The 25,802-nt window shown below is 34.6% G+C and carries 23 protein-coding genes and 1 pseudogene; 21 read left to right on the top strand and 3 right to left on the bottom strand.

The window, feature by feature from the left end; genetic code table 11:
• Positions 1-326 precede the first annotated feature (326 nt).
• From ASC72_RS08460 to ASC72_RS08380, 17 genes are all read left to right on the top strand, one after another.
• Positions 327-521, top strand: a complete 195-nt coding sequence (locus ASC72_RS08460; protein ID WP_007137066.1) for a cold-shock protein — start codon at positions 327-329, stop codon at positions 519-521.
• A gap of 243 nt (positions 522-764) precedes the next feature.
• Positions 765-1,130 carry an NADH-quinone oxidoreductase subunit A gene (locus ASC72_RS08455; RefSeq protein WP_029271569.1) on the top strand — a complete coding sequence of 122 codons (366 nt, stop codon included), beginning with the start codon at positions 765-767 and terminating at the stop codon, positions 1,128-1,130.
• 123 nt (positions 1,131-1,253) lie between these two features.
• The gene (locus ASC72_RS08450) at positions 1,254-1,802 is read left to right on the top strand and encodes an NADH-quinone oxidoreductase subunit B (RefSeq protein WP_056189678.1); all 549 of its coding nucleotides are present in this window, start codon (positions 1,254-1,256) and stop codon (positions 1,800-1,802) included.
• 1 nt (position 1,803) lies between these two features.
• Positions 1,804-2,325, top strand: coding sequence for an NADH-quinone oxidoreductase subunit C (locus ASC72_RS08445; protein WP_056189675.1), 522 nt, complete (start codon positions 1,804-1,806; stop codon positions 2,323-2,325).
• Between the two features lie 25 nt (positions 2,326-2,350).
• Positions 2,351-3,589, top strand: coding sequence for an NADH-quinone oxidoreductase subunit D (locus tag ASC72_RS08440; RefSeq protein WP_056189670.1), 1,239 nt, complete (start codon positions 2,351-2,353; stop codon positions 3,587-3,589).
• Between the two features lie 169 nt (positions 3,590-3,758).
• The gene (locus ASC72_RS08435) at positions 3,759-4,289 is read left to right on the top strand and encodes an NAD(P)H-dependent oxidoreductase subunit E (protein ID WP_029271565.1); all 531 of its coding nucleotides are present in this window, start codon (positions 3,759-3,761) and stop codon (positions 4,287-4,289) included.
• A gap of 1 nt (position 4,290) precedes the next feature.
• Positions 4,291-5,661 carry an NADH-quinone oxidoreductase subunit NuoF gene (nuoF, locus tag ASC72_RS08430; RefSeq protein ID WP_056189666.1) on the top strand — a complete coding sequence of 457 codons (1,371 nt, stop codon included), beginning with the start codon at positions 4,291-4,293 and terminating at the stop codon, positions 5,659-5,661.
• Positions 5,662-5,757: 96 nt separating this feature from the next.
• Positions 5,758-6,789, top strand: a complete 1,032-nt coding sequence (locus ASC72_RS08425; RefSeq protein ID WP_026982595.1) for a 2Fe-2S iron-sulfur cluster-binding protein — start codon at positions 5,758-5,760, stop codon at positions 6,787-6,789.
• Entirely contained in the window at positions 6,789-7,847 is a 1,059-nt protein-coding gene (nuoH, locus tag ASC72_RS08420; protein WP_198528488.1) for an NADH-quinone oxidoreductase subunit NuoH, read from the top strand. Before ASC72_RS08425 ends, nuoH begins: the two co-directional genes overlap by 1 nt.
• Positions 7,848-8,008: 161 nt before the next feature.
• The gene (locus ASC72_RS08415) at positions 8,009-8,554 is read left to right on the top strand and encodes an NADH-quinone oxidoreductase subunit I (RefSeq protein WP_056189661.1); all 546 of its coding nucleotides are present in this window, start codon (positions 8,009-8,011) and stop codon (positions 8,552-8,554) included.
• Complete coding sequence (locus tag ASC72_RS08410; protein ID WP_056189658.1) at positions 8,555-9,094, top strand: NADH-quinone oxidoreductase subunit J; 540 nt, start codon at positions 8,555-8,557, stop codon at positions 9,092-9,094.
• Positions 9,094-9,414, top strand: coding sequence for an NADH-quinone oxidoreductase subunit NuoK (gene nuoK / locus ASC72_RS08405; RefSeq protein ID WP_026982591.1), 321 nt, complete (start codon positions 9,094-9,096; stop codon positions 9,412-9,414). The genes ASC72_RS08410 and nuoK overlap by 1 nt, the downstream gene beginning before the upstream one ends.
• 6 nt (positions 9,415-9,420) lie before the next feature.
• Positions 9,421-11,304 (top strand): NADH-quinone oxidoreductase subunit L, encoded by a 1,884-nt coding sequence (gene nuoL / locus ASC72_RS08400; RefSeq protein ID WP_056190487.1) that lies wholly within the window; start codon positions 9,421-9,423, stop codon positions 11,302-11,304.
• 10 nt (positions 11,305-11,314) lie between these two features.
• Positions 11,315-12,757: a NuoM family protein gene (locus ASC72_RS08395; protein WP_056189653.1), complete on the top strand. Its 1,443-nt coding sequence runs from the start codon at positions 11,315-11,317 to the stop codon at positions 12,755-12,757.
• Between the two features lie 64 nt (positions 12,758-12,821).
• Positions 12,822-14,213 (top strand): NADH-quinone oxidoreductase subunit N, encoded by a 1,392-nt coding sequence (locus ASC72_RS08390; RefSeq protein ID WP_056189650.1) that lies wholly within the window; start codon positions 12,822-12,824, stop codon positions 14,211-14,213.
• A gap of 164 nt (positions 14,214-14,377) precedes the next feature.
• Positions 14,378-15,151, top strand: a complete 774-nt coding sequence (locus ASC72_RS08385) for a Bax inhibitor-1/YccA family protein (protein ID WP_056189647.1) — start codon at positions 14,378-14,380, stop codon at positions 15,149-15,151.
• A 552-nt stretch (positions 15,152-15,703) separates the two neighbouring features.
• Positions 15,704-18,541 (top strand): T9SS type A sorting domain-containing protein, encoded by a 2,838-nt coding sequence (locus ASC72_RS08380; RefSeq protein ID WP_056189643.1) that lies wholly within the window; start codon positions 15,704-15,706, stop codon positions 18,539-18,541.
• An 82-nt stretch (positions 18,542-18,623) separates the two neighbouring features.
• Here ASC72_RS08380 and ASC72_RS08375 read toward each other — a convergent pair whose 3' ends face one another.
• The gene (locus tag ASC72_RS08375) at positions 18,624-20,177 is read right to left on the bottom strand and encodes an aldehyde dehydrogenase family protein (RefSeq protein ID WP_056189639.1); all 1,554 of its coding nucleotides are present in this window, start codon (positions 20,175-20,177) and stop codon (positions 18,624-18,626) included.
• Between the two features lie 183 nt (positions 20,178-20,360).
• Between ASC72_RS08375 and ASC72_RS08370 the strand changes: the two genes are divergently transcribed.
• Complete coding sequence (locus tag ASC72_RS08370) at positions 20,361-21,320, top strand: MBL fold metallo-hydrolase (protein WP_056189636.1); 960 nt, start codon at positions 20,361-20,363, stop codon at positions 21,318-21,320.
• A gap of 207 nt (positions 21,321-21,527) precedes the next feature.
• Here ASC72_RS08370 and ASC72_RS08365 read toward each other — a convergent pair whose 3' ends face one another.
• Together ASC72_RS08365 and ASC72_RS08360 are read right to left on the bottom strand one after the other, a co-directional pair.
• Positions 21,528-22,067, bottom strand: coding sequence for a 3-hydroxyanthranilate 3,4-dioxygenase (locus tag ASC72_RS08365; protein WP_056189632.1), 540 nt, complete (start codon positions 22,065-22,067; stop codon positions 21,528-21,530).
• 131 nt (positions 22,068-22,198) lie between these two features.
• A pseudogene (locus ASC72_RS08360) lies at positions 22,199-23,295 on the bottom strand (endonuclease/exonuclease/phosphatase family protein); the annotation flags it as partial.
• 218 nt (positions 23,296-23,513) lie between these two features.
• Here ASC72_RS08360 and ASC72_RS08355 point away from each other — a divergent pair.
• The 3 genes from ASC72_RS08355 to ASC72_RS08345 all read left to right on the top strand — a co-directional run bounded on the left by ASC72_RS08355 (position 23,514) and on the right by ASC72_RS08345 (position 25,720).
• Positions 23,514-24,413, top strand: coding sequence for an LD-carboxypeptidase (locus ASC72_RS08355; RefSeq protein WP_082564276.1), 900 nt, complete (start codon positions 23,514-23,516; stop codon positions 24,411-24,413).
• 159 nt (positions 24,414-24,572) lie between these two features.
• Positions 24,573-24,944 carry a YraN family protein gene (locus ASC72_RS08350; RefSeq protein WP_056189626.1) on the top strand — a complete coding sequence of 124 codons (372 nt, stop codon included), beginning with the start codon at positions 24,573-24,575 and terminating at the stop codon, positions 24,942-24,944.
• Positions 24,945-25,063: 119 nt separating this feature from the next.
• Positions 25,064-25,720: a hypothetical protein gene (locus ASC72_RS08345; protein ID WP_008466087.1), complete on the top strand. Its 657-nt coding sequence runs from the start codon at positions 25,064-25,066 to the stop codon at positions 25,718-25,720.
• The last annotated feature ends 82 nt before the right edge of the window (positions 25,721-25,802 follow it).

The raw sequence follows: 25,802 nt of genomic DNA, 5'->3' as shown, positions 1-25,802 counted from the left end.
TAGTTGCAGTTTTTTTATTTCTTTTTTGTGATTTAGTGAAATTCTTAAAAAAAACAATAAACAAAAGCCTTCACAATAATTAATTCTAAATTATTGAACAAATTGCGATAATTGTCAAAATGACCTTAATGTGAGACATGTTTTTCTTAGTTCTATTCTTACAATTAATGATTCTCAATTAAAGCACATCTGTACATGATTTGATGCAATATAAATAGCGAAAACACTGTGAATCAATAATTTTTATAAAAAATTAACACCTTATTGTCTTTTGTATGAATTTATATCTTACATTTGCTTCATTATAAATTATTATTACAATTACAATGCGTACAGGTACAGTAAAATTTTTCAATGAATCTAAAGGTTATGGATTCATTACAGACGAAGAAACAGGAAAAGATATCTTCGTTCACGCTTCAGGAATTAACGCGGAAGAATTACGCGAAGGTGACCGTGTAAGCTATGAAGAAGAAGAAGGAAGAAAAGGGAAAGTTGCTGCTAAAGTAGCAGTAATCTAAGAAAAATATAGCAATTTATTTTTTTTGCCTCTGAATGGTTTTAAAAACGTTTCGATTTATTTCGAAACGTTTTTTTTTGCTCAAATCTTAAAATAATATTAAAATTTAAGGATGTTATTTATAATCAATAAAAATTAGATGCAAACGTCGTTTCTGAGCTTACTTAAATCATTTTTTAGCTTGTGATTTACAGAGTTGAGAACTATCTTTGTGGCTTATTTTTTAAGTAAAAACCCTAAGTTTATGCAATCTGATCAATACAGTTACATTCCTATTTTAATGCAGTTCATTTTAGCTGTTGGTTTTGTGGTAGGAACAATCATAATTTCTGGAAAATTAGGACCAAAAAGAACCTCTGAAGTTAAAGACAAAAACTTCGAGTGCGGTATCGAATCTGTTGGTAACGCTCGTATCCCATTTTCAGTAAAATACTTTCTGGTAGCTATTTTGTTCGTGTTGTTTGATGTAGAGGTTATTTTCCTTTATCCTTGGGCAGTAAACTTTAAGGAATTAGGAATTGAAGGAATGTTGAAAATGATTGTTTTCATGGCGCTTCTTTTAGTTGGTTTCTTCTATATCATCAAAAAGAAAGCACTAGACTGGGAATAACAATTTACGATTTGAGATTTCAAATTTTAGATTTCTCAAATTCAAAGATTTAATGATAATAAATTGATTTTGATTATACGATTTACCCAAATCTAAAATCTGAAATCTAAAATCTAAAATAAAATGAGCGATTCAAATGTAAATATGGTTGCGCCGCCGGAAGGAGTTGTAGGAGAAGGTTTCTTCGCTACAAAACTAAATGACGTTGTAGGTTTAGCAAGAGCCAATTCATTATGGCCATTGCCTTTTGCAACTTCATGCTGTGGTATCGAATTTATGGCTACAATGGCTTCACATTACGATTTAGCACGATTCGGATCTGAGCGTGTAAGTTTTTCTCCTCGTCAGGCAGATATGTTAATGGTAATGGGAACTATTTCTAAAAAAATGGCACCTATTTTAAGACAGGTTTACGAACAAATGGCTGAGCCTCGTTGGGTAATTGCTGTTGGAGCTTGCGCTTCATCAGGTGGAATCTTCGATACTTATTCTGTTTTACAAGGAATTGACAAAGTAATTCCGGTTGACGTTTACGTTCCGGGATGCCCGCCAAGACCAGAACAAATTGTTGATGGAGTAATGAAACTTCAGGAATTGGTAAGAAGCGAATCTGTTAGACGCAGAAGCTCTCCAGAATACCAAGAATTATTAGCTTCTTATAACATTTCATAAAATGGCTTTAGAAAATACCCTGATTCAGGATAAACTTACGGAAACATTTGACACAAGTGTTTTTAACTTTCAAGAAGAAAGAGATATTTTTTCAATAGAAACAACAGCTGATAAAATCACTGCTTTGATCCTTTTTTTGAAAAACGACTCTGATTTACGTTTTCACTTTTTAACCGATTTATGCGGTATTCATTATCCGGATAACGAAGCTGATCGTCAGTTTGCAATAGTATATCATTTACATAACTGGTACGAAAACAAACGTATTAGAATTAAAGTATATTTAAGCGGCGAAAAACCAGAGATAAAATCAATTTCAAATATTTTCCTAAGTTCAAACTGGATGGAAAGAGAAACTTACGATTTCTACGGCATCAACTTTATTGGACATCCGCAATTGAAACGTATTTTGAATATGGATGAAATGATCTCTTTCCCAATGCGAAAAGAATTCCCTTTGGAAGACAGCGGAAGAACGGATAAAGACGACAGATTCTTTGGAAGAACAACAACAAATTGCTAAAAAATAAATAATTCAACATTATAAAATGTCAGAACTATTATTACCACCAGAGCATCGATATGCTAAAATAATAAAGGAGAAACTAAACGAAGACGGAAGCGAGCTTTCAGTACTGAATTTAGGCCCAACACACCCAGCGACACACGGTATTTTTCAGAATATCTTATTGATGGATGGAGAGAGAATTCTTGAGGCTGAACCAACTATTGGTTACATTCACAGAGCTTTCGAAAAAATTGCCGAAAATCGTCCTTTCTATCAAATTACGCCTTTAACAGACCGTATGAACTATTGCTCCTCTCCTATTAATAATATGGGATGGTGGATGACTTTAGAGAAATTGTTAGGAATTGAAGTTCCAAAACGTGCTCAGTATTTAAGAGTTATCGTAATGGAATTAGCTCGTATTACAGACCACTTAATCTGTAACTCGATTTTGGGTGTAGATACTGGTGCGTATACTGGTTTCTTATACGTTTTTCAATTTAGAGAAAAAGTGTACGAGATCTACGAAGAAATTTGTGGTGCTCGTTTAACAACAAATATGGGAAGAATTGGTGGTTTCGAAAGAGACTGGTCACCAGAAGCTTTCCGCAAATTAGATGTGTTTTTAAAAGATTTTCCTGTCGCCTGGCAAGAATTTGAAAACTTATTCGAAAGAAACAGAATTTTCCTTGACAGAACTGTAAACGTTGGTGCAATCTCAGCAGAGCAAGCAATGGCCTACGGTTTTACAGGTCCAAATTTACGTGCTGCCGGTGTTGATTATGACGTTCGTGTTGCACAACCTTATTCGTCTTACGAAGATTTCGATTTTATTGTTCCTGTTGGAAAATCAGGTGATACTTATGATCGTTTTTGTGTTCGTAATGCCGAAGTTCGCGAAAGCTTAAGCATCATTCGTCAGGCTTTAGACAAGATGCCTGCCGGAAATGAATATCATGCAGAAGTCCCAGATTATTACCTGCCTCCAAAAGAAGATGTTTACACTTCAATGGAATCTTTAATTTATCACTTTAAGATTGTAATGGGAGAAGTTCCTGTACCAGTTGCAGAAATTTACCATCCTGTTGAAGGAGGAAACGGAGAGCTAGGATTTTATTTAGTTACTGACGGAAGCAGAACTCCATATAGATTACATTTCAGAAGACCTTGCTTTATTTATTATCAGGCATATCCGGAAATGATTAAAGGTGCTTTATTATCAGATGCAATCGTTATCCTTTCAAGTTTAAATGTTATTGCAGGAGAATTAGACGCCTAGAAAATTGTAGATTTTAGATTTCGGAATTTAGATTGAAATCGAAGACTATTATAAGAATTGAAGAATTCAGATTGAAAAATCTAAAACTAAAACAAAGATTGCAGAATATGGATTATGGACAAAGATTGAAAAAAATCTAAAATCTAAAATCTAAAATCTAAAATTAATAATGGAAAGAAAACATTACAAACAAGAAATAAACATGACTGAAGCATTGATGACCCGTATCAATGAATTAATCAGTCATTATCCTGAAGACAAAAGAAAATCGGCTTTGTTACCTGTTTTGCATGAAGTGCAGGACGCGCACGATAACTGGTTAAGTATCGAGTTACAGGATAAGGTTGCTGAAATTTTGCACATCAAACCAATTGAGGTTTACGAAGTGGTTACTTTTTATACCATGTACAACCAAAAACCAATTGGAAAATACATGTTCGAATTCTGTCAGACTTCTTGTTGTTGTTTAAATGGTGCTGAAAATTTAATGGATTATACTTCTGAAAAATTAGGCATTAAAATGGGGGAAACAACTCCGGACGGAATGTTTACCATTGCCGGAGTAGAATGTTTAGGTGCTTGCGGATATGCTCCGATGATGCAGTTAGGCGATTTCTACAAAGAAAAATTGACAGAAGAAAAAATCGATCAGTTAATCGCTGATTGTAGAGATGATAAAATAATATTACACGATAAATAAGATGTCACAGAAAATATTATTAGATAAAATCAATGTTCCGGGTATTAAAACCTACGAAGTATATCGCCAAAATGGTGGTTATGCTTCTGTAGAAAAAGCTTTAAAAACACTTACGCCAGACGAAGTGGTTGAAGAAGTAAAAAAATCAGGACTTCGTGGTCGTGGTGGCGCAGGTTTCCCTGCCGGAATGAAATGGAGTTTTATTGATAAAAAATCAGGTAAACCAAGACACTTAGTTTGCAATGCCGATGAGTCTGAACCGGGAACTTTCAAAGATCGTTATTTGATGGAATTTATTCCTCACTTATTGATTGAAGGAATGATTACTTCCAGTTTTGCCTTAGGCGCTAACCTTTCGTATATCTACATTCGTGGAGAATATATGTGGGTTTTCAAAATTTTAGAAAGAGCAATCGCCGAAGCTAAAGCTGCCGGTTGGTTAGGAAAAAATATATTAGGAACAGGTTACGATTTAGAACTACATGTTCACTGTGGAGCAGGTGCTTATATTTGCGGGGAAGAGACTGCACTTATAGAATCACTGGAAGGTAAAAGAGGAAATCCTCGTATTAAACCACCTTTCCCGGCGGTTTCAGGACTTTGGGCAAATCCGACAGTAGTAAACAATGTGGAGACTATCGCAGCAGTGCCTTGGATTATCAACAATTCCGGAGATGATTATGCAAAAATTGGTGTGGGCCGTTCAACCGGAACTAAATTAATTTCTGCTTCGGGACACATTAAAAATCCTGGTGTTTATGAAATTGAATTAGGATTAAGTGTTGATGAATTCATGAATTCTGATGAATATTTAGGAGGAATGTCTTCTAGCAGACCTTTGAAAGCATTTGTTCCCGGAGGTTCTTCTGTGCCAATTTTGCCAGCTGAATTAATTTTCAAAACAGCAAACGGTGAAGACCGATTAATGACTTACGAATCTTTAAGTGATGGTGGTTTTGCTACCGGATCGATGTTAGGTTCAGGAGGATTTATTGTTTACAACGACACTGCCTGTGTGGTTAGAAACACGTGGAATTTTGCACGTTTTTACCACCACGAATCTTGTGGGCAATGTACACCTTGCCGTGAAGGAACTGGTTGGTTAGAAAAAATCTTATGGAGAATTGAAAACGGTCAGGGCCGTGAAGAAGATATCGAATTATTGTGGAGTATTCAAAGTAAAATCGAGGGTAACACAATTTGCCCACTGGGCGACGCAGCTTCCTGGCCAGTAGCAGCAGCGATACGTCACTTTAGAGATGAATTTGAATATCACGTTCGTTTCCCTGAAAAAATTAAACACAGAGATCATTTTGTTGCTGAACCTTTCTCGCAAGTGAAACATTTGGTAGGCGGTAAAGTAATCGTATAAAGAAATATAAAGTAGAAAGTTATAAAGTTAATAATATAAAAAAGGACAGCAAATCTTTTTAAATATTCCGACTTTCAACATTCAAATCAATAAGAGATGAAAGTAACCATAGACGGTCAAAGTATAGACGTAGAGCCAGGAACAACGATCCTGCAGGCTGCACGTATGATTGGTGGAGATTTGGTACCGCCAGCCATGTGCTATTACTCAAAATTAAAAGGCAGCGGCGGAAAATGTCGTTGTTGTTTAGTTGAAGTTTCTAAAGGTAGTGAAGCTGACCCAAGACCAATGCCAAAATTAATGGCATCTTGTGTAACAGGATGTATGGACGGGATGGAAGTAAACAGTAAATCTTCTGACAGAGTAACGGAAGCCCGTAAATCTGTAACAGAATTTTTATTGATCAATCACCCGCTTGACTGCCCGGTTTGTGATCAGGCCGGAGAATGTGATCTTCAAAATTTAAGTTTCGAGCACGGAAATCCAAAATCGCGTTTTATCGAAGAAAAAAGAACATTTGAACCAGAAGATATTGGTCCGAATATTCAACTACATATGAACCGTTGTATTCTATGTCAAAGATGTGTACAAGTTGCAGATCAATTAACAGACAACAGAGTTCACGGAGTATTAGATCGTGGAGATCACGCTAATATTTCAACCGGAATTTCAAAAGCTATCGACAATGAATTCTCTGGAAATATGATCGACGTATGCCCGGTTGGAGCATTAACTGATAAAACTTTCCGTTTCAAATCAAGAGTTTGGTTCAACAAACCTTACAATGCACACAGAGAATGTACAACTCCTGGATGTTGTGGAAAAACTACCGTTTGGATGTTTGGAGGAGAAATTCAACGTGTAACGGGTCGTAAAGACGAGTATCATGAAGTAGAAGAATTCATTTGCAACTCTTGTCGTTTTGATCACAAAAACGTAAATGACTGGGTTATTGAAGGACCAAGAGAATTTGAAAAGGATTCTGTTATCAACCAAAATAACTACACTCAAAAATTAGAGAAAGTAGAAATTGATACTGAAAAAACTATCCTTATGGGTAGAGATATTGACCGTAAAAAAATTAGTATGGCTGAAATTCCATTAAATACTAACAACAAAATTTCTTAATGATGGTAGATGGTACGTTTATTATAGAGAAAAGTGTTGTAATTGTTGTGGTCTTTGCTATAACAATGATTATGGCGATGTATTCTACCTGGGCTGAACGTAAAGTTGCGGCTTTTCTTCAGGATCGTGTAGGACCAAACCGTGCTGGTTGGGGAGGTTTATTACAACCACTTGCAGATGGTATGAAATTATTCTCAAAAGAAGAATTTGAACCAAACACACCAAATAAATTTTTATTCGTTGTTGGTCCGGCAATTGCCATGAGTACGGCTTTGATGACGAGCGCTGTAATTCCGTGGGGCGATAGACTGCATGTTTTTGGACGTGACGTTTTATTGCAGGCAACAGATGTAAATATTGCTTTATTATATGTTTTCGGAGTAATTTCTGTGGGAGTTTACGGAATCATGATTGGTGGATGGGCTTCAAACAATAAATTCTCATTGATGGGAGCTGTTCGTGCGGCTTCGCAAATGGTTTCTTATGAAGTTGCTATGGGATTATCGATGATTGCATTATTGATGATGACTGGAACTTTAAGCTTAAAAGAAATCTCTGAACAACAAGCAGGAATGAATTGGAATGTATTTTACCAACCGTTATCCTTCTTGATTTTCCTGATTTGTGCTTTTGCAGAAACAAACAGAACTCCTTTTGATTTAGCAGAATGTGAATCTGAGTTAATTGGTGGATATCATACTGAATATTCATCCATGAAAATGGGATTCTATTTATTTGCTGAGTATGCCAATATGTTTATCTCTGCAACCATTATATCGGTATTGTTTTTTGGAGGATACAATTATCCGGGAATGCAATGGATGGTAGAAAATGTTGGAGTTAATATCGCTAACGTTTTAGGAATTGCAGTATTATTTGCTAAAATATGTTTCTTCATATTCTTTTATATGTGGGTACGTTGGACAATTCCGAGATTTAGATATGACCAGTTAATGAACTTAGGCTGGAAAATTTTGATTCCGCTTTCGATCATTAATATCGTGATTACAGGAGTTGTTATTTTAAGACATGATATCGCAGTTTACTTAGGATTTTAATACCTGAGTGTCCTAGCCCCGATAGAAGCGGTATCCTTTTATGGTGGGGTTCACCATAAAAGATACAAGCGGATAGCAGGATTAGCTTCAAATAAAAAATAAAATAGATTTTGAATTTGATTTAAACGTCAAATTGTGAATCGTAAATCATACATTAAAAAATGTCAATAGAAACTATATCATTATCGGGTAGAAAAAAGGTGGTCTCGAACAAAGAGATGACTTTTTGGGAACGATTGTATCTTGTGGCGATTGTGAAAGGATTGCTTATTACACTTAAGCACCTTTTCAGAAAAAAAGTAACCATTCATTATCCTGAACAAGTACGTGAAATGAGTCCGGTTTATCGTGGTCAACACCAGTTGAAGCGCGATGAACAAGGTCGCGAAAACTGTACGGCTTGTGGATTGTGTGCTTTATCATGCCCCGCAGAAGCCATTACTATGAAAGCTGCTGAGCGCAAGCCAGATGAAAAACATTTGTACAGAGAAGAAAAATATGCTTCGATTTATGAAATCAACATGTTAAGATGTATTTTCTGTGGCCTTTGTGAAGAAGCTTGCCCGAAAGATGCAATCTATTTGACGACTTCAAAAGTTTTGGTTCCTTCTAGTTATGAAAGAGAAGATTTCATTTTTGGAAAAGACAGATTAGTGATGCCTCTTGATGTGGCGATCAAAAATGCTCAACTTAATAATGCTAACTAAATGATACATATTCCTGATTTTGCACACGCAACAACTGTACAAATTATATTTTGTTTCTTAGCGTTTATTACGGTAATTACCGCATTTTTGACCATTTTTAGCAGAAATCCAATTCATAGTGCGATCTATTTAGTAATCTGTTTCTTTTCGATTGCTGGTCATTATTTATTATTAAACTCTCAATTTTTGGCTATCGTACATATTATAGTCTATTCGGGTGCGATTATGATTTTGTTCCTGTTTACGATTATGTTAATGAATCTAAACGAACGCCATCAGGTTCACAGGCCTAGAATTACACGTTTAGGTGCCATTGTTTCTTTTTGTTTGATTTGCATTGTACTAATTACAATCTTCATTAATTCGAAACCAATTGTAGGCGCATATGATTCAACCGGTGAAGATTTTCAGTCTATCAAAGTATTGGGTAAAATATTATTGAACGAATATATGGTTCCGTTTGAATTTGCTTCGATTTTGCTTTTAGTAGCCATGATTGGAACAGTATTATTGTCTAAAAAAGAAAAATTAAATAAATAATGGGTAATATATTAAATCAAATAGGTATTGAAAACTACATCTTTTTAAGTGTTGTACTTTTTTGTATTGGTGTTTTTGGTGTATTGTACAGACGAAATGCTATTATCGTTTTCATGTCTATCGAAATCATGTTGAATGCGGTTAACCTTTTATTTGTTGCTTTTTCAACGTATCATCAAGATGCACAGGGACAAGTTTTTGTGTTCTTTTCGATGGCAGTTGCTGCAGCAGAAGTTGCGGTAGGATTGGCCATTCTCGTTTCTATTTTTAGAAATTTAGGCTCAATTAGTATCGATAATTTAAAAAATTTAAAAGGATAAATGGAAATGGATACCAATTTAGCTTTAGTCTTAGTTTTATCTCCTTTTTTAGGATTTTTAATCAATGTTTTTTTCGGGAAAAGCTTAGGAAAAACAGTTTCGGGTATTATCGGAACAGTTGCTGTAGCAGTTTCTTTTATAGTTACACTTATATTTTTTAATCAAATTACTTCAACTGGAAAAGTCATTCAGGTAACTTTATTTGACTGGATCCAAATTAGTAATCTTCATATTAATCTAGGATTTTTATTAGATCAATTATCCGTTCTCTGGTTGCTATTTGTAACTGGAATTGGATCGTTGATTCATTTATATTCCATTAGCTACATGCACGATGACGAGAATATGCATAAGTTTTTTGCGTATTTGAATTTGTTCGTATTCTTCATGATTACATTGGTAATCGGAAGTAATTTATTAGTATTATTTATTGGTTGGGAAGGCGTTGGACTTTGTTCGTACTTATTAATTGGATTTTGGCATAAAAACCAGGATTACAATGATGCTGCGAAAAAAGCTTTCATCATGAACAGAATTGGAGATTTAGGTTTATTAATCGGAATGTTCATTATTGGTTCAATGTTCTCCACTTTAGACTATGCAACTTTAAAAACGGCAATTGCCGGAGCAACAAACCTAAACTTACCTTTACTTTCATTAGCAGCTTTATGTTTGTTTATTGGAGCTTGTGGTAAATCGGCACAAATTCCGTTATACACCTGGTTACCTGATGCGATGGCTGGACCAACTCCGGTTTCGGCATTGATTCACGCAGCGACCATGGTTACTGCAGGTATTTTCATGGTAACGAGATTAAACTTTGTTTTTGATTTAGCACCAGACGTTCAGACTGTAATTGCAATAGTTGGAGCTGTAACTTCATTAGTTGCTGCAACAATTGGTTTGGTTCAGACTGATATTAAAAAAGTACTGGCCTACTCTACCGTTTCTCAATTAGGTTTAATGTTTTTAGCTCTTGGATTCGGTGCTTATGAAGTAGCTGTTTTTCACGTAATCACACACGCTTTCTTTAAAGCTTGTTTGTTTTTAGGATCAGGATCTGTAATTCACGGATTGCACGGAGAACAGGATATGCGTAAAATGGGAGGTTTGCGTAAAGCAATGCCTATCACTTTCTGGACCATGTTGATTTCTTCATTAGCTATTTCAGGTGTTCCTTTGTTTTCAGGTTTCTTCTCTAAAGATGAAATCTTAATGACTGCTTTCCACCACAGTATTCCGCTTTACATTATTGGATCTATTGCTTCAATCATGACGGCATTTTATATGTTTAGATTGATGTTCCTTACTTTCTTTAAAGATTTTAGAGGAACTGAAGAACAAAAACACCATTTACATGAAAGTGACGGATTAATTACTTTCCCTTTAATGATTTTGGCAGTTTTAGCAACTTTTGGAGGTCTTATCAGTCTTCCTGGAAATAGCTGGCTGAACGAATATATGGCTCCTCTTTTCACGAAAGTGGCTGGAGAAGAACATCATTTAGGCACAACAGAGTATACTCTTATGGGAGTTGCTGTTTTAGGTGGATTGATCGGTACTTTTATTGCTTATATCAAATATTTCAAACAAGACAATGTTCCTGAAGCTGATGAAAATATTACTGGCGTAGCCAAAGTTTTATACAACAAATATTATGTAGATGAACTTTACGATGCAATATTTGTACGCTCTATAAATGGATTATCAAGATTCTTTAGAGACTATGTTGAAACTGGTTTATCTGCAGTTGTTTTTGGATTAGGTAAAGTAACTAATGAACTGGCTTTTCAAGGTAAAAAATTACAAAACGGAAGTATCGGATTATATCTATTTGCTTTTGTCTTGGGTCTTTGTGCCATTATTTCCTATATATTTTTAGCTCAATAATTTTATAACTATGAACGTTTCTCTCATATTAATTATTCTTTTAATTGGTGCATTTGTCACTTATTTTGTCGGTGATAAACTAGCATCAAAAGTAGCTTTGTTCTTTAGTTTGGCAGCTTTGGGCTGTTCGGTTGTATTGTTAAATCATTTTTGTGCTGGTGAAAATATCAGCGTAATCAATGCGTGGATCACACAACCTAAAATTTCATTTGCGCTAAATGCTGATGGATTGGCAATTGCTATGCTTTTATTGACTGTAGCCTTAACTCCAATTATTATATTCTCTTCTTTCGGAAATGAATATAAAAATGCTAAAGCTTTTTATGCATTAATTTTATTTATGGCATTTGCTATGACAGGAACTTTCCTGGCAGCAGATGGTCTTTTATATTATATTTTCTGGGAATTAGCTTTAATTCCGATTTACTTTATTGCGCTTATTTGGGGTAATGGAGATGCTGAAGAACGTAGAAAAGCAGTAGTTAAATTCTTTATTTACACTCTTGCCGGTTCATTGTTCATGTTGGTTGCTTTCATCTATTTGTCACAAAAAGCAAATGGAAGTTTCTTAATCGAAGATTTATACAAATTAAACTTATCTGCTACTGAGCAACTTTGGATTTTCCTGGCTTTCTTCTTAGCTTATGCTATCAAAATTCCAATTATTCCTTTCCACACCTGGCAGGCGAATGTTTACCAAAAAGCACCAACAGTTGGAACGATGCTTTTATCTGGTATTATGCTAAAAATGGGATTGTATAGTGTTATTCGTTGGCAATTGCCAATTGCACCTCTTGCTGCAAAAGAATACATGGATATTTTCATCGCTTTAGGAATTGCAGGTGTTATTTACGGATCAATTGTTGCTTTGAGACAAAAAGATCTAAAGAAATTATTAGCTTATTCATCTCTTGCTCACGTTGGATTAATCGCTGCAGGAACTTATACGTTAACTATCGATGGTTTACGTGGAGCCGTTTTACAAATGATTGCTCACGGTTTTGTTGTTGTTGGATTATTCTACGCAGCTGAAATTATTTACAGAAGATACGAAACGAGAAACATTTCAGAAATGGGTGGTATTCGTACCCAATCGCCAAAATTCACTTCTATGTTTTTAATTTTGGTTTTAGCTTCTGTAGCCTTACCAAGTACTTTTAACTTCGTTGGAGAATTTACTGTTTTGTATAGTCTTTCTCAAATCAATATCTGGTTCGCTGTTTTAGGTGGAACAACTATTATTTTAGGAGCTTATTATATGCTTAAGATGTTTCAAAATGTAATGTTGGGAGAAACAGATTCGAAAACTTTTGCAGATGTATCTGTTAATGAAGGAATTTCATTAGTTGTAATTATCGCTGTTTTAATTTTCTTCGGATTTTATCCAAAACCAATTACAAATTTGATTACACCAAGTTTAGAAACGATTTTGAACGTTATCAATAAAAATTAATATTTTAAATAAAAATAAATTAGGACATCTGTAGTTTTGGATTTCCTAAATCAAAAAAGCAAAAATGAATACATTAATAGCTATAACAGGATTGGGTATTTTCTGCCTATTATTTGAAATTCTTAATTTAAGAAAAGCCATTGTTCCAATTACCATTCTTGGTTTATTGGGCGTTTTGGCACTTAGTTTTTCTGAATTTGGATCAACAGAAAGTTACTACAATAATATGATCACAGTGAGTAAATTCTCGACTGCGTTCTCTTCACTGTTTATAATCCTGACCATTTTCTTAGTGGCATTAAGTCATAATTTCTATGAAAATCATCCAACCAAAATTTCAGATTTTGTTGCTATAAAAATATTTTTATTAGCCGGAGGAGTTGCAATGGTTTCTTTTGGAAACTTAGCGATGTTTTTCTTAGGAATCGAAATTCTATCAATTGCTTTATATGTCCTTGCTGCAAGTGAACGTTTGAACCTGAAAAGTAACGAAGCTGGGATGAAATACTTCCTGATGGGATCATTTGCTTCAGGAATTATCTTATTTGGTATTTGTTTAATTTACGGTGCAATGGGAAGTTTTGATGTTGTTGAAATTAGCGAGAGCTCTTTATCTGCTGAATTACCAATCTGGTTCCCAATCGGAATGATATTAATGACGATCGGAATGTTGTTTAAAGTAGCTGCTGTTCCATTTCACTTTTGGGCTCCGGATGTTTATGAAGGATCGCCTGCTTTGACAACTGCTTTAATGAGTACTTTGGCAAAAGTTGTAGCTATTGCAACACTTTATAAATTAGTTTCAGCATTGAATTTAATTCCATCACTTGAAAATCAGGATTTATTAGGAACATTTGAAACTATCGTGGTTATCATTTCTATCGCTTCTATGACTGTTGGAAATATAATGGCATTACGTCAGGTAAATGTAAAACGTATGTTGGCATTCTCAGGAATCTCACATGCAGGTTTTATGTTGATGACTCTGTTAACGATAGCAACTTCGGCAGGGGTATTATTATATTATACAGCAGCTTATGCATTAGCAGGAATTGCTGCATTTAGCGTTATTTTATATGTTTGCAAAAATCAGGATAACGAAGATATCACAAACTTTCATGGTTTAGGAAAAACGAATCCGTTATTGGCTGCTATATTAACTGGTTCATTATTATCTATGGCAGGTATCCCGATTTTCTCCGGATTTTTTGCTAAGTTATTCTTATTCAACCAAACAATCGAAGCTGGTTACATCGCTTTAGTAATTGTAGCTGTTATCAACTCAATCATTAGTGTTGGTTATTATTTCAAATTGATTTTAGCCATGTATTCTAAAGAACCAAATCAGGAACGTACCGGAAAACCATTCCTTATTTATGCTGTTGCGATCGTTTCAATTACATTAAATATTGTTTTAGGTTTGTTTCCATCTTTAGTTTTAGATTTATTGAACTAAAAATTCAACTACAATATAACATCAATCCATCAATATTTTTTTGATGGATTTTTTGTTTTAAGGCCAATCCTTTCAGAAGAAAATTTCATGTTAAAAATTTTACAGAAATAATTGCACTTCAAAAAAACTCCATATATTTGAGTACAATTAAATGTATTAGAAATATGAACTTCAATTCAAAAAATCCATTTTTAAGCGACAAGCGTTTTTCATCAAATGCTGTTTCAAAAGCTGAAGAAGTACACGAAGCAAAGATTATTGATTACAATCAGGAAATGACTTTGTCAGGTACTATCAATAAAACAGTTATTTTATTTTTAATCTTAACGGCTGCCGCTATGGTAACATGGTGGATGGCATTTACCGGAATGAATCCAATTATACCTGCTTTTGGAGGAGCAATTATTGGTTTAATTTTAGTTGTAGTATCTTCTTTCAAACCGCAGCTTTCACCCTATCTAGCTCCAGGTTATGCCTTATTTGAAGGTTTATTTATTGGAGGAATCTCTGCCATTTTTGAAATTAAATATCCCGGAATTGTTGTCAACGCTGTTAGTGCAACCTTAGTAACCTTCTTAGTTTGCTTAGGTTTATATAAATTTAAAATTGTGCAGGTTACTGAACAATTTAAGTCAGTAGTTATTGCTGCAACATTGGCAATTGCAACTTACTATTTATTTTCGTGGCTGGCATCACTAATTTTTAATTTTACTCCAGTACATTATGGAAACGGAATGATGAGTATTGGAATTAGTGTTTTTGTAATTATCATTGCTGCTTTAAACCTATTTTTAGACTTTGATCAAATCGAAAAAGGAGTTCAGCAAAGAATGCCAAAATTTATGGAATGGTATGGTGCTATGGGATTAATCATTACTTTAGTTTGGTTATATATTGAATTTTTAAGATTACTATCTAAATTATCAAGTAAAGACTAAGTTTTTTACTTTTAACATATTTAAAAAGCCTTTTTGAGTTTCAAAAAGGCTTTTTTTTATGTCTAAACTATTCTCAAAAACAATTAAATACTACAATAGGTAGTTGTGCTTAATCTTTTTATTTCAGCTAAAATTCTAGTAAAAAAGTAAAGCAAATTATCGTAAAAATTCATTCTTTACTTAAAAAATTTTAACTCTAAAAAATTAAAAGTAACTTTTTTCCTTCAAAATAGTATTCTCCCACAATTCTTTCATTTTTATAAAAAATTACTACCTCAGGAGTTCAATTTCTTATACTATACTTCAAAAAAATTCAGCAAAAATAATGCTTCACAGGATTTACATTTTGTATGTAATAAATTACAATTAATGCAACTTATTACATAATTACCAATATAAAATCAATATTTATACATAATGTGTTTTTTTATTCTAAAATAAATACGAATTAAGAAAAAACATTTTATTTTTGTGTAATCGATTACAATTAAATATTGAATTTGATAAACAAAAACCACTTTATTAACAATTAACCACTTAAACCAAACAATTATGAAAAAAAACCTACTTTTTCTAGCGCTCTTTTTTGCAACTTTTCAAATTTGGGCACAACAAATTAATGAAGCTTCCGGCTGGTTGGAATCAGCTTTTGTAAAATGGCAGCCCGTAAGCGGCGCCCAAACTTATAATGTCTACTACACAGGGCAAGGTGTTACAGACAAAAAAATTGACGACCAGCTCATCCGAAGTTATGGAAGTTATTTACGAGCTGATATTCCGGGATTACAAGCTGGAACATACACTGTAAAAATAAAACCTGTAATTTCTGGTGTAGAAGGAAGCGGAACAACAACTGGTAATTTGACTGTTTCAGCTCAGGACCGTAACGGTTTTGCATTTGCTGGCGGGCGCGTTCCGGGTGGATACAAAGCCGACGGAACTCCAAAAGACAATGCAGTAATCCTTTACATTACTCAAAACACTAAAAACACCATTTCGATGAATATTACTGGTGCAAGTTCAAATCCGTGTGTTGGTTTACAAAATATTTTGTATGCCATTAAAAAAGGACAAGATACTCGCCCGTTTATCATTCGTCTAATTGGAAATATTACAGATATGACCATTATGGAAGGTGGAGATGTTGTAATCGAAAATTCGAACAATGCATCAAGTTATCTAACTATTGAAGGTGTTGGAACTGATGCCGTAGCTAATGGATGGGGCGTAAGACTGAAATCGGCTTCTAACATTGAAGTTAGCAATCTTGGATTTATGAACTGCAACAGTACAGCGGGAGATAATGTTGGAATGCAACAAGATAACGATCACATTTGGGTTCATAACTGCGATTTGTTTTATGGAAATGCAGGAAGCGACGCTGATCAAATAAAAGGTGACGGTGCCTTAGACAACAAAACATCAACGTATATTACCTTGTCTTACAATCACTTTTGGGACAACGGAAAAGCCAGCCTTTTAGGTTTGAGCGAAGGAACAACCAGCGGTTTATATATCACGTATCACCACAACTGGTTTGATCACTCTGATTCTCGTCATCCTCGTGTACGCTACTATTCTGCTCACATTTATAACAACTATTTTGATGGCGTTGCAAAATATGGTTCAGGTTCGACATTAGGTTCTTCTTTATTTGTTGAAGGAAATTATTTCAGAAATAGTAAACATCCGATGCTAACATCTTTACAAGGAACCGACATTTGGGATGAAGCGAATCAGGTTAATAATGCTGGAACAATGGGAACATTTTCAGGTGAAGCTGGTGGATCAATCAAAGCTTTCAATAATACTTTTGATGCTTCAAACGGAACAAATAATATGCGTTTTGTTGCTTACAATGACCCAAATCCTTTATACAACATCTCAGGAAAAATTAGTTCAACAACTGACTTCGATGCTTATGTTCCTACCACAAGAGGTGAGACTGTAAGCAGTACCGTTAAGTCTAAATCTGGAGCAAACGTTTACAATAACTTTGATACTGATGCTGCATTCTACGTTAAAAATTTAGTAGTAGACCAACCTGCCACTGCTAAAACAAAAACAACACAATACGCAGGTCGTGTTTCCGGAGGAGATTTAAAATGGACTTTTGACAATAGTGTAGATGACACTTCTTCACTTGTAATTACAGCACTTAAATCAGCATTAACTAATTATAGCGGAACTTTAGTAGCGGTGCAGGGAGAAGGAAATCCTCCGGCAAGTTCACAAACACTAACTTCTACAAACAATAATAATCAAACCGTAACAAGTGGAACTGCAATTGCATCCATTGTATTTACATGGGGCGGCGATGCAACAGACGCAACTGTAACGGGATTACCTGCATCAGGAATTACTTTTGTAAAAAATAGTACGACTAAAACAATTACTATTACAGGAACTCCAACAGCAACATTGTCTTACTCTATTGCTACAACGGGATCTGGCACTCCTGCAACAGGATCAGGAACAATTACAGTTAATCCGGCAGGAACTCAAACCTTAACTTCAACCAGTAACAACAACCAAACTGTTGCCAGTGGTACTGCAATAAGCTCAATTGTTTTCACTTGGGGAGGAACTGCAACGGATGCAACTGTTACCGGATTGCCCGCTTCAGGAATTAGTTTCGTAAAAAATACTACGGCTAAAACAATCACGATTACAGGAACTCCAACTGCAACATTGTCTTACTCAATTGCAACGACTGGTACTGGTACTCCAGCCACAGGATCAGGAACAATTACAGTTACAACCGGAACACCAAGCGGAGACCAAAATCATAATTTTACCACTTCAGGAAAAACAAGTTCATTTTATACTATTACAGGAAATATGAATTCAACTCCGGGATCAGTAACTTATGCAGGACTGACTTTGACCGCTCGTTTAAAAATTGAATCAAGTACTTCAATTACTTATACCACTACAAGTGCTTCAACCTTAACTTTGGTTTTTGATTCTAACTTTACAGGAACAATTAAAGTAAATAATGTTTCTTACACTGCGTCAGCTGGAATCGTTACGGCTTCAATTCCTACAGGTTCAAACACGATAACTAAAGGATCTGTTGCAAACTTATTCTATATCGGCACACACTATACCGGAGGAACTGCACGTATGGCGCAAACAACAGAAGTTGTTGCAGAGCCTGAAACTGCAAAAATAATTTTATATCCAAATCCGGTTGCTGATGTTTTATATCTTACTAAGTCAACTCAAACAGTAGAAAAAGTTCAGGTCTACAATATGTCTGGTACATTAGTTAAGAGTGCTGATAAAGATGCTGAAACTATCGATTTAAGCAACCTTATTCAAGGAACTTATTTGGTAAAAGTCTATACGAATGATGGTTCATTCAACCAAACTATTCTTAAAAAATAAAGTTTTAAGACAATTCTAAAAAGTAAAAGGCTTCCAAATTTGGAAGCCTTTTATATTATAGTCTAATGTATCTTTTAAATTATTACAAATCAAATTTAATTCCCTGTGCCAGAGGCAAACTTGTCGTATAATTGATTGTATTCGTTTGACGACGCATATAGATTTTCCAGGCATCAGAACCTGATTCGCGACCACCTCCGGTTTCTTTTTCGCCACCAAAAGCACCACCAATTTCAGCACCTGAAGTTCCGATATTTACGTTTGCAATTCCGCAATCAGAACCCACTACAGATAAAAATCTTTCTGCCTCACGCAAATTATTAGTCATAATTGCAGATGATAATCCCTGTGCTACCCCATTTTGAATTTCGATTGCATTCTCCACTTCACCTGAATATTTAATCAAATATAAAACTGGAGCAAATGTCTCGTGTTGTACAATTGCAAATGAGTTTTCAGCCTCAGCAATAGCAGGTTTTACATAACAGCCGCTTTCGTAACCATCGCCTGAAAGCACTCCGCCTTCTACTAAAATTTTCCCGCCTTCCGCAACAACTTTGTTTAAAGCGATCGCGTACATTTCGACCGCGTGCGTATCAATAAGTGGTCCCACATGATTGTTTTCATCAAGCGGATTTCCAATGCGTAATTGTTTGTAGGCAGCCACTAAAGCGTCTTTAACTTTATCATAAATACTTTCGTGAATAATCAATCGGCGTGTTGAAGTACAACGTTGTCCTGCAGTCCCAACAGCTCCAAAAACAGCTCCAATAACCGTCATTTTTATATCAGCATCCGGAGTTACAATAATGGCATTATTTCCTCCTAATTCTAATAATGATTTTCCTAAACGTCCGGCCACAGCTTGTGCCACAATTTTCCCCATTCGGGTTGAACCTGTTGCAGAAATTAAGGGTATACGGGTATCTTTTGTCATTAATTCGCCTATTTTATAATCCCCATTAATCAAACATGAAATTCCTTCCGGAAGATTGTTTTCTTTAATTACCTGAGCAATAATATTTTGACATGCAATTCCGCATAAAGGTGTTTTTTCAGAAGGTTTCCAAACACAAACATCTCCTGAAATCCATGCCAAAGCCGTATTCCAGGCCCAAACTGCCACTGGGAAATTAAATGCTGAAATAATTCCAACAACTCCTAATGAATGATATTGCTCATACATACGGTGCCCTGGTCTTTCAGAATGCATGGTTAATCCGTGCAACTGACGAGATAATCCCACTGCAAAATCACAGATATCGATCATTTCCTGAACCTCTCCATAACCTTCCTGTAATGATTTTCCCATTTCATAAGAAACCAATTTACCAAGAGCTTCTTTATTCTGACGTAATTTTTCTCCAAACTGACGTACAATTTCACCACGTTGTGGCGCAGGAATCAAACGAAATGTTTTGAATGCTTCCGTTGCTGAACGCATTACTTTTTCATAATCTTCTTGTGTTGACATTTTTACTGAAGCAATCAATTTTCCGTCAACTGGTGAAAAACTATCTAAAATTTCTCCTGATGAAAAGTTTTGTAAACCTGTTGATGTTCCGTCATTAATCAATTTGATGCCCAATTTATCCAGAGCCTCATTCATTCCAAATTGTGATGCTATTGTTGTCATTGTAACTTTTTTAGTTAAAATTGTTATATTTTTTAGTAAAGATATTATTTCGAGATGAATTTCAATGAAATTGTATCGTTAAAAATAAAAGTAAATTTAGGATTAATAAATGTCTATTTCTGAAATATGGATTAATTTATTCGCATTAATTCATGAAATTTGCAGGAACAAAATTATATAAACATGTCCATTTTCAATCGGTTATTAATTTGCTTTCTTCTAATTACAGCAAATGCTTTTTCTCAAAAAGAACAAAAATCTTCCTTTCAGGTTGTTCCTTTGGGAGTTAAAGGTGGTATTGACGAAAAAAATCTATCGGCTTATCTATTAGCACCAATTAATACGAATGATTTTATCAGCCTTGATGCCGGAACTATAAATGCCGGAATTGAAAAGGCCATTGAAAATAAAGTTTTCAAAGTTTCAACAAGTGAATTTCTCAGAAAACATATAAAAGGTTACTTTATTTCGCATGCTCATTTGGATCACGTTTCGGGGTTAATAATTAATTCTCCTGCCGATTCAGCTAAAACTATTTATGCTACAAATAAATGTATGGAAATGATGGAAAACCATTATTTCAACGATCAAACCTGGGCAAATTTTGGAGACAAAGGCCCTGGAACTCCTTTGAAAAAATATCATTTTCAAACTTTAAATATTGGAGAAGAAACGCCAATCACCAATACCTCGATGACAGTTAAAGCTTATCCGTTAAGCCATGTCAATCCTTTTGAGAGTACTGCTTTTTTAATTAAAAATGGAGATTCTTACGCTCTATATTTAGGGGATACCGGACCTGATGCTGTTGAAAAAAGTAATGATTTGAAAGATTTATGGACCGCAATTGCTCCGCTTGTAAAAAGCAAACAATTAAAAGGAATTTTTATCGAAGTCTCCTTTCCCAATGAACAGCCAGACCAATTTTTATTTGGGCATCTGACACCAAATTATTTGATGAAAGAACTTCATGTTTTAGAAGAGTTAGCAGGAAAAGATACTTTGAAAGGTTTCAAAATTATTGTTACGCATTTAAAACCTCCAACTAAGAATATTGTCAAGCTTAAAGAACAGCTTAAAAATCAGAATGATTTAGGAGTTCAGCTTATTTATCCGGAGCAAGGGAAAAGATTTGAATTGTAGTTTTTTTTTGCCACAGATCATTTAGATTAAAAAGATTTTCTTTTTGATCTTTGTCAAAGTTTTGAATTTTGACAAAGATTTATGAATATTGAAAATTAAAATTTCTTTCGAAAACGGATGCACTAGCCCCGATAGAAGTGGAAATCCTTTTGTCCGCCGCGGCGGACAAAAGATTGGAACGGATAGCGGGATTAGCTCCTAATTAAACTACTTCTTCGCAACAAACCTCGGATCAGATTCCATAACAGTTCCGCAATTATCACAGGTTCTTAAATCTTCGGAATTATAGAAATGTTCAAAATGAGGTAAGAAGTCTTTTTCGATATTGTGTAACTCAAAATACACTTCGTACAATTTATGATTACAGTTATCGCAATGCCAAAGCAGTCCGTCAGTATATCCTTGTCCAGCACGTTTCCGTTCTATTACCAATCCAATTGAACCCGCAGAACGAACCGGAGAATGTGGAATTTTAGCAGGATGCAGGTACATATCACCGGCATTCAATTCCATTTCTTTACGCTGTCCGTCTTCCTGAATAATGACTTTTATACTCCCTTCAAGCTGATAAAAAAGCTCTTCGGTTTCGTTGTAATGATAGTCTTTTCGGGCATTTGGGCCTGCTACAATCATTACGATATAATCGCCGGAGTCTACGTATAGATTTTTATTTCCAACAGGTGGTTTTAATAAATGACGGTTTTCATCTATCCATTTGGTAAGGTTGAAGGGTTTTGCTATTGCCATTTTCTTGAAGTACTGAATTTATATGTAGCTAAGTTAAGGAAAAGTTTTTGTAGAGACGCACAGCAGTGCGTCTTTAGGTAAGAATTGAATATTGGAATTAAGACGCACTGGTGTGCGCCTCTACAATTTTTTTTTTTAATCAAATAAATATAAACCGGAAAATGATCGCTAAAACCAACTTCAGTTTGACTATGACGTAGTGGATATCCTTTATATTGGCCCGAAGTCTGAACCAGATACGACCTGCTAAAAATGCCGGATTTCCAGAATTTAAAAGAGGTAAAATCGGGTTGTATTAGAGATTGTGTCATCATAATTTGGTCGAAAATATCCCAGGAATCTCTAAAAGCAATAGTTCCCATGCCTTTATTAGCCATTTCCTCAAAGGGATTAAAAACACCAAATTCAGGAACTTCTGTCTTTTTTGATTTTGCTCCCAAAGCTATTTTTATACTTTTATTATAGGGGCCATCGTTCAAATCTCCCATTGTAAAAACTTTAGCATTCGGATTAATTCGCTGCAATGAATCAATAATCTTTCTGTTCAATCTTCCGGCGGCTTCACGAAATTGGCTCGAAGCTTTTTCTCCACCTGATCGCGACGGCCAGTGATTTACAATAATACTTATTTCTTCGCCTTCTAAAAATCCGGTTATTAAAAGCTGATCTCTGGTAAAAACACGATTATTATCTTTTGCAATTTCTGTTTTATCTTCAAGTTCATCATCAGGTTCTTCTTTTTCTCTTCTTTTACTATAGTTTTATTTTTATAAATTAATAATGGAATATTTGAAAATGAAGTTGGTTTGAAATATTTCTTTTGATACAGTAAAGCAACGTCGATTCCGCGTTTATCGGGTGAATCAAAATGAATGATTCCATAATCAAAAGGAAGTAATTTTGGTTCTTTAATTAGATCTTCCAAAACGCCGCGATTTTCAATTTCTGAACCACCAATAATTGTTGGTGCATTTGGGTTTTCCGGTGTTCCTATTTCAAAAATTACTCTGGCAAGATTTTTTAATTTCTCATGGTATTTTTCTTCTGTCCAATACTGTGCTCCAGTTGGTATCCACTCGTCATCATTCGTATGAATGTCGTTATTGGTATCAAATAAATTTTCGAAATTGTAAAATGCAACTGTATGAATGCTATATTTTTTGGGTTGTGCCTGAAGCGAAATTGAAAATAGAACAATTAAGCTAAAGTAAGATCTGAATAATGGCATATATTTTATTTTAAGTTACAAATTAAGAGAATTTATCACTTTGTAGGAAATTTCAAATAAAATTGTTTGCTAAAATTTCTATATTTGTTTTTTACTACTTATAAAAACAAATCATGAACACAGACAATCGACAATATAATAGCGAACACTTATTTCGTGGTACACTCCTATTTCTTATTTTTGTCTTACAATCATTCACCTGTCAATCTCAACAAAACATGATCACACCACCTTATTTACAAAAAGGAGATACTATAGCGATTTTAGCAACTGCCCGAAAAAACATTGATGACAATCTTAAACCCACTATTGATTTATTGCACAGTTGGGGTCTGGAAGCTGTTATTGGAAGTACAATTGGACTTGATGTAAACCAGTTGGCTGGAACAGATGAACAGCGTGCGGCTGATTTTCAGAAGCAATTAGACAATCCGAATATTAAGGCGATTTGGTGTGTTCGTGGTGGCTACGGAACGGTTAGAATGATTGACCTTCTTGATTTTACAAAATTCAAACAACATCCAAAATGGATTATTGGGTTTAGTGACGTGACAGTTTTACACAATCATTTGAACACTATGGGTTATAAATCAATTCATGGTATAATGCCTGTAACGATTCCGCGTGCTACTCCGGCGGCCGTTAGCTCCATGAAATCGAGTTTGTTTGGAGAACCATTATCGTATTCTGTTGGTCCGGATAAAATGAATCGTTTTGGAACGGCAACCGGTGAATTAGTTGGGGGAAATTTATCTATTTTATACAGTTTATTAGGATCACAATCGGCGATAGATTGCAAGGATAAGATTTTATTTATTGAAGATTTAGATGAATATCTGTATCATATCGATCGTATGATGATGAACCTGCGACGCAATGGATGTATCGAAAACCTAAAAGGAATTGTTGTTGGCGCCATGACCAAAATGAAAGACAACGAAGTGCCGTGGGGAAAAAACGCACTTGAAATTGTGGATGACGTAACCAAAAAATACAATATTCCTGTGATTTTTAATTTCCCTGCCGGACATATTCAGGATAACAGGGCTTTAATTATGGGAAGCACTGTTACTATTGATGTAAATGCATCCGGAAGTACACTTACTTTTAAAAAGTAATATTCCTGCCCAATATTCTTTATTTAGGGATATCTAAATACCACATAAAATAATCTCGCAAAGTCGCAAAGTTTTAATTTAATTCTTTGCGACTTTGCGTCTTTGCGTGCGCACATGACAAGCTCATAACTCATAACTTATAATTCATAACTCAAAAAAATGGCTGAACACAATGAACTAGGAAAAGAAGGAGAAAAATTGGCTGCAAAATACCTGCAAGATGATGGATATGAAATTCTGGATCGAAACTGGACTTTTCAGAAAGCCGAAATTGATATTATTGCAAAAAAAGAGAATTATTTGGCCATAGTCGAAGTTAAGACAAGATCGAGTTTAGATTTTGGAGATCCGCAGGATTTTGTGAAACCAAAAAAAATTCAATTACTCATAAAAGCAGTAAATGCCTACATAAACGATAGGGAAATGGATTTTGAAGATACGATTGAGGTTCGTTTTGACATTATCGCGATTCATAAAACCGGCGAAACATTTGCAATTGAACATCTTACCGACGCTTTTTATCATTTTTAACATAATTTTTTATTGTTATAATTGTAACAAATTGTTTTTTTATTTATATTTGCAAAGATTTTTAACATCACTATTAAACCAAACCAACACAATTAAGTTACAAAAAAAGAAAAAAAATTATGAAAACCGTTTCTTCAATCGTCGAAAATTACATCAAAACAAAGCCGTTTTTATTAAATGCGTTATCTCTCGGAATTATTAATTTAACTTCTCTGTCCCGGAATATTATGACCGAACTGGAAAGTGAATTTGGTAAAGAAGTAAAACAAGGCGCTGTTGTAATGTCTCTTAAACGACTTACCGAAGAATTAGATTTTAAATTGAACCATAAAATCAATAAAGTAATCAAGAATATTGGTGAAATTACGGTTCGCTCTGAGTTGACAGATTACACCTTTGCAGCTTCAGAAACTGTCCTGAACAAACAAGCCGATTTAATCTCTGATATTAATGCTTTATCTGATATTTTTTATACCTCATCTCGTGGTGTAAATGAAACAAATATAGTGGTCAGCAGTAGTGTAAATCATTTAGTTGAAAAACACTTTATGCGCGAAAAACTGATTCAGAAATTGGATAATTTAGCTTCAATTACAGTAAAATTACCAAAAGAAAACATTGTAGTTCCTGGTATTTACTACTTTATTTTTCAACGTTTAGCCTGGGAAGGAATTATCATAAACGAGGTAATTTCGACTTCAAATGAATTTACCATTTTAGTGGGAGAAGATCAGGTTGATGTTGCTTTTAAAGTGATTAAAGATTTGAAGAATTAATTATTAATTCAAAATATTTCTCACCCTCTAATGTTTTATAAATAAGGTCGGATGAAAATTTCATCCGGCCTTATTTATTTTT

Origin of the sequence: Flavobacterium sp. Root420, from assembly GCF_001427905.1 — a bacterium.
Taxonomy (GTDB): domain Bacteria; phylum Bacteroidota; class Bacteroidia; order Flavobacteriales; family Flavobacteriaceae; genus Flavobacterium.
Note: the sequence above shows the minus strand (reverse complement) of the source record. Positions and strands in the feature narration are given on the sequence as shown.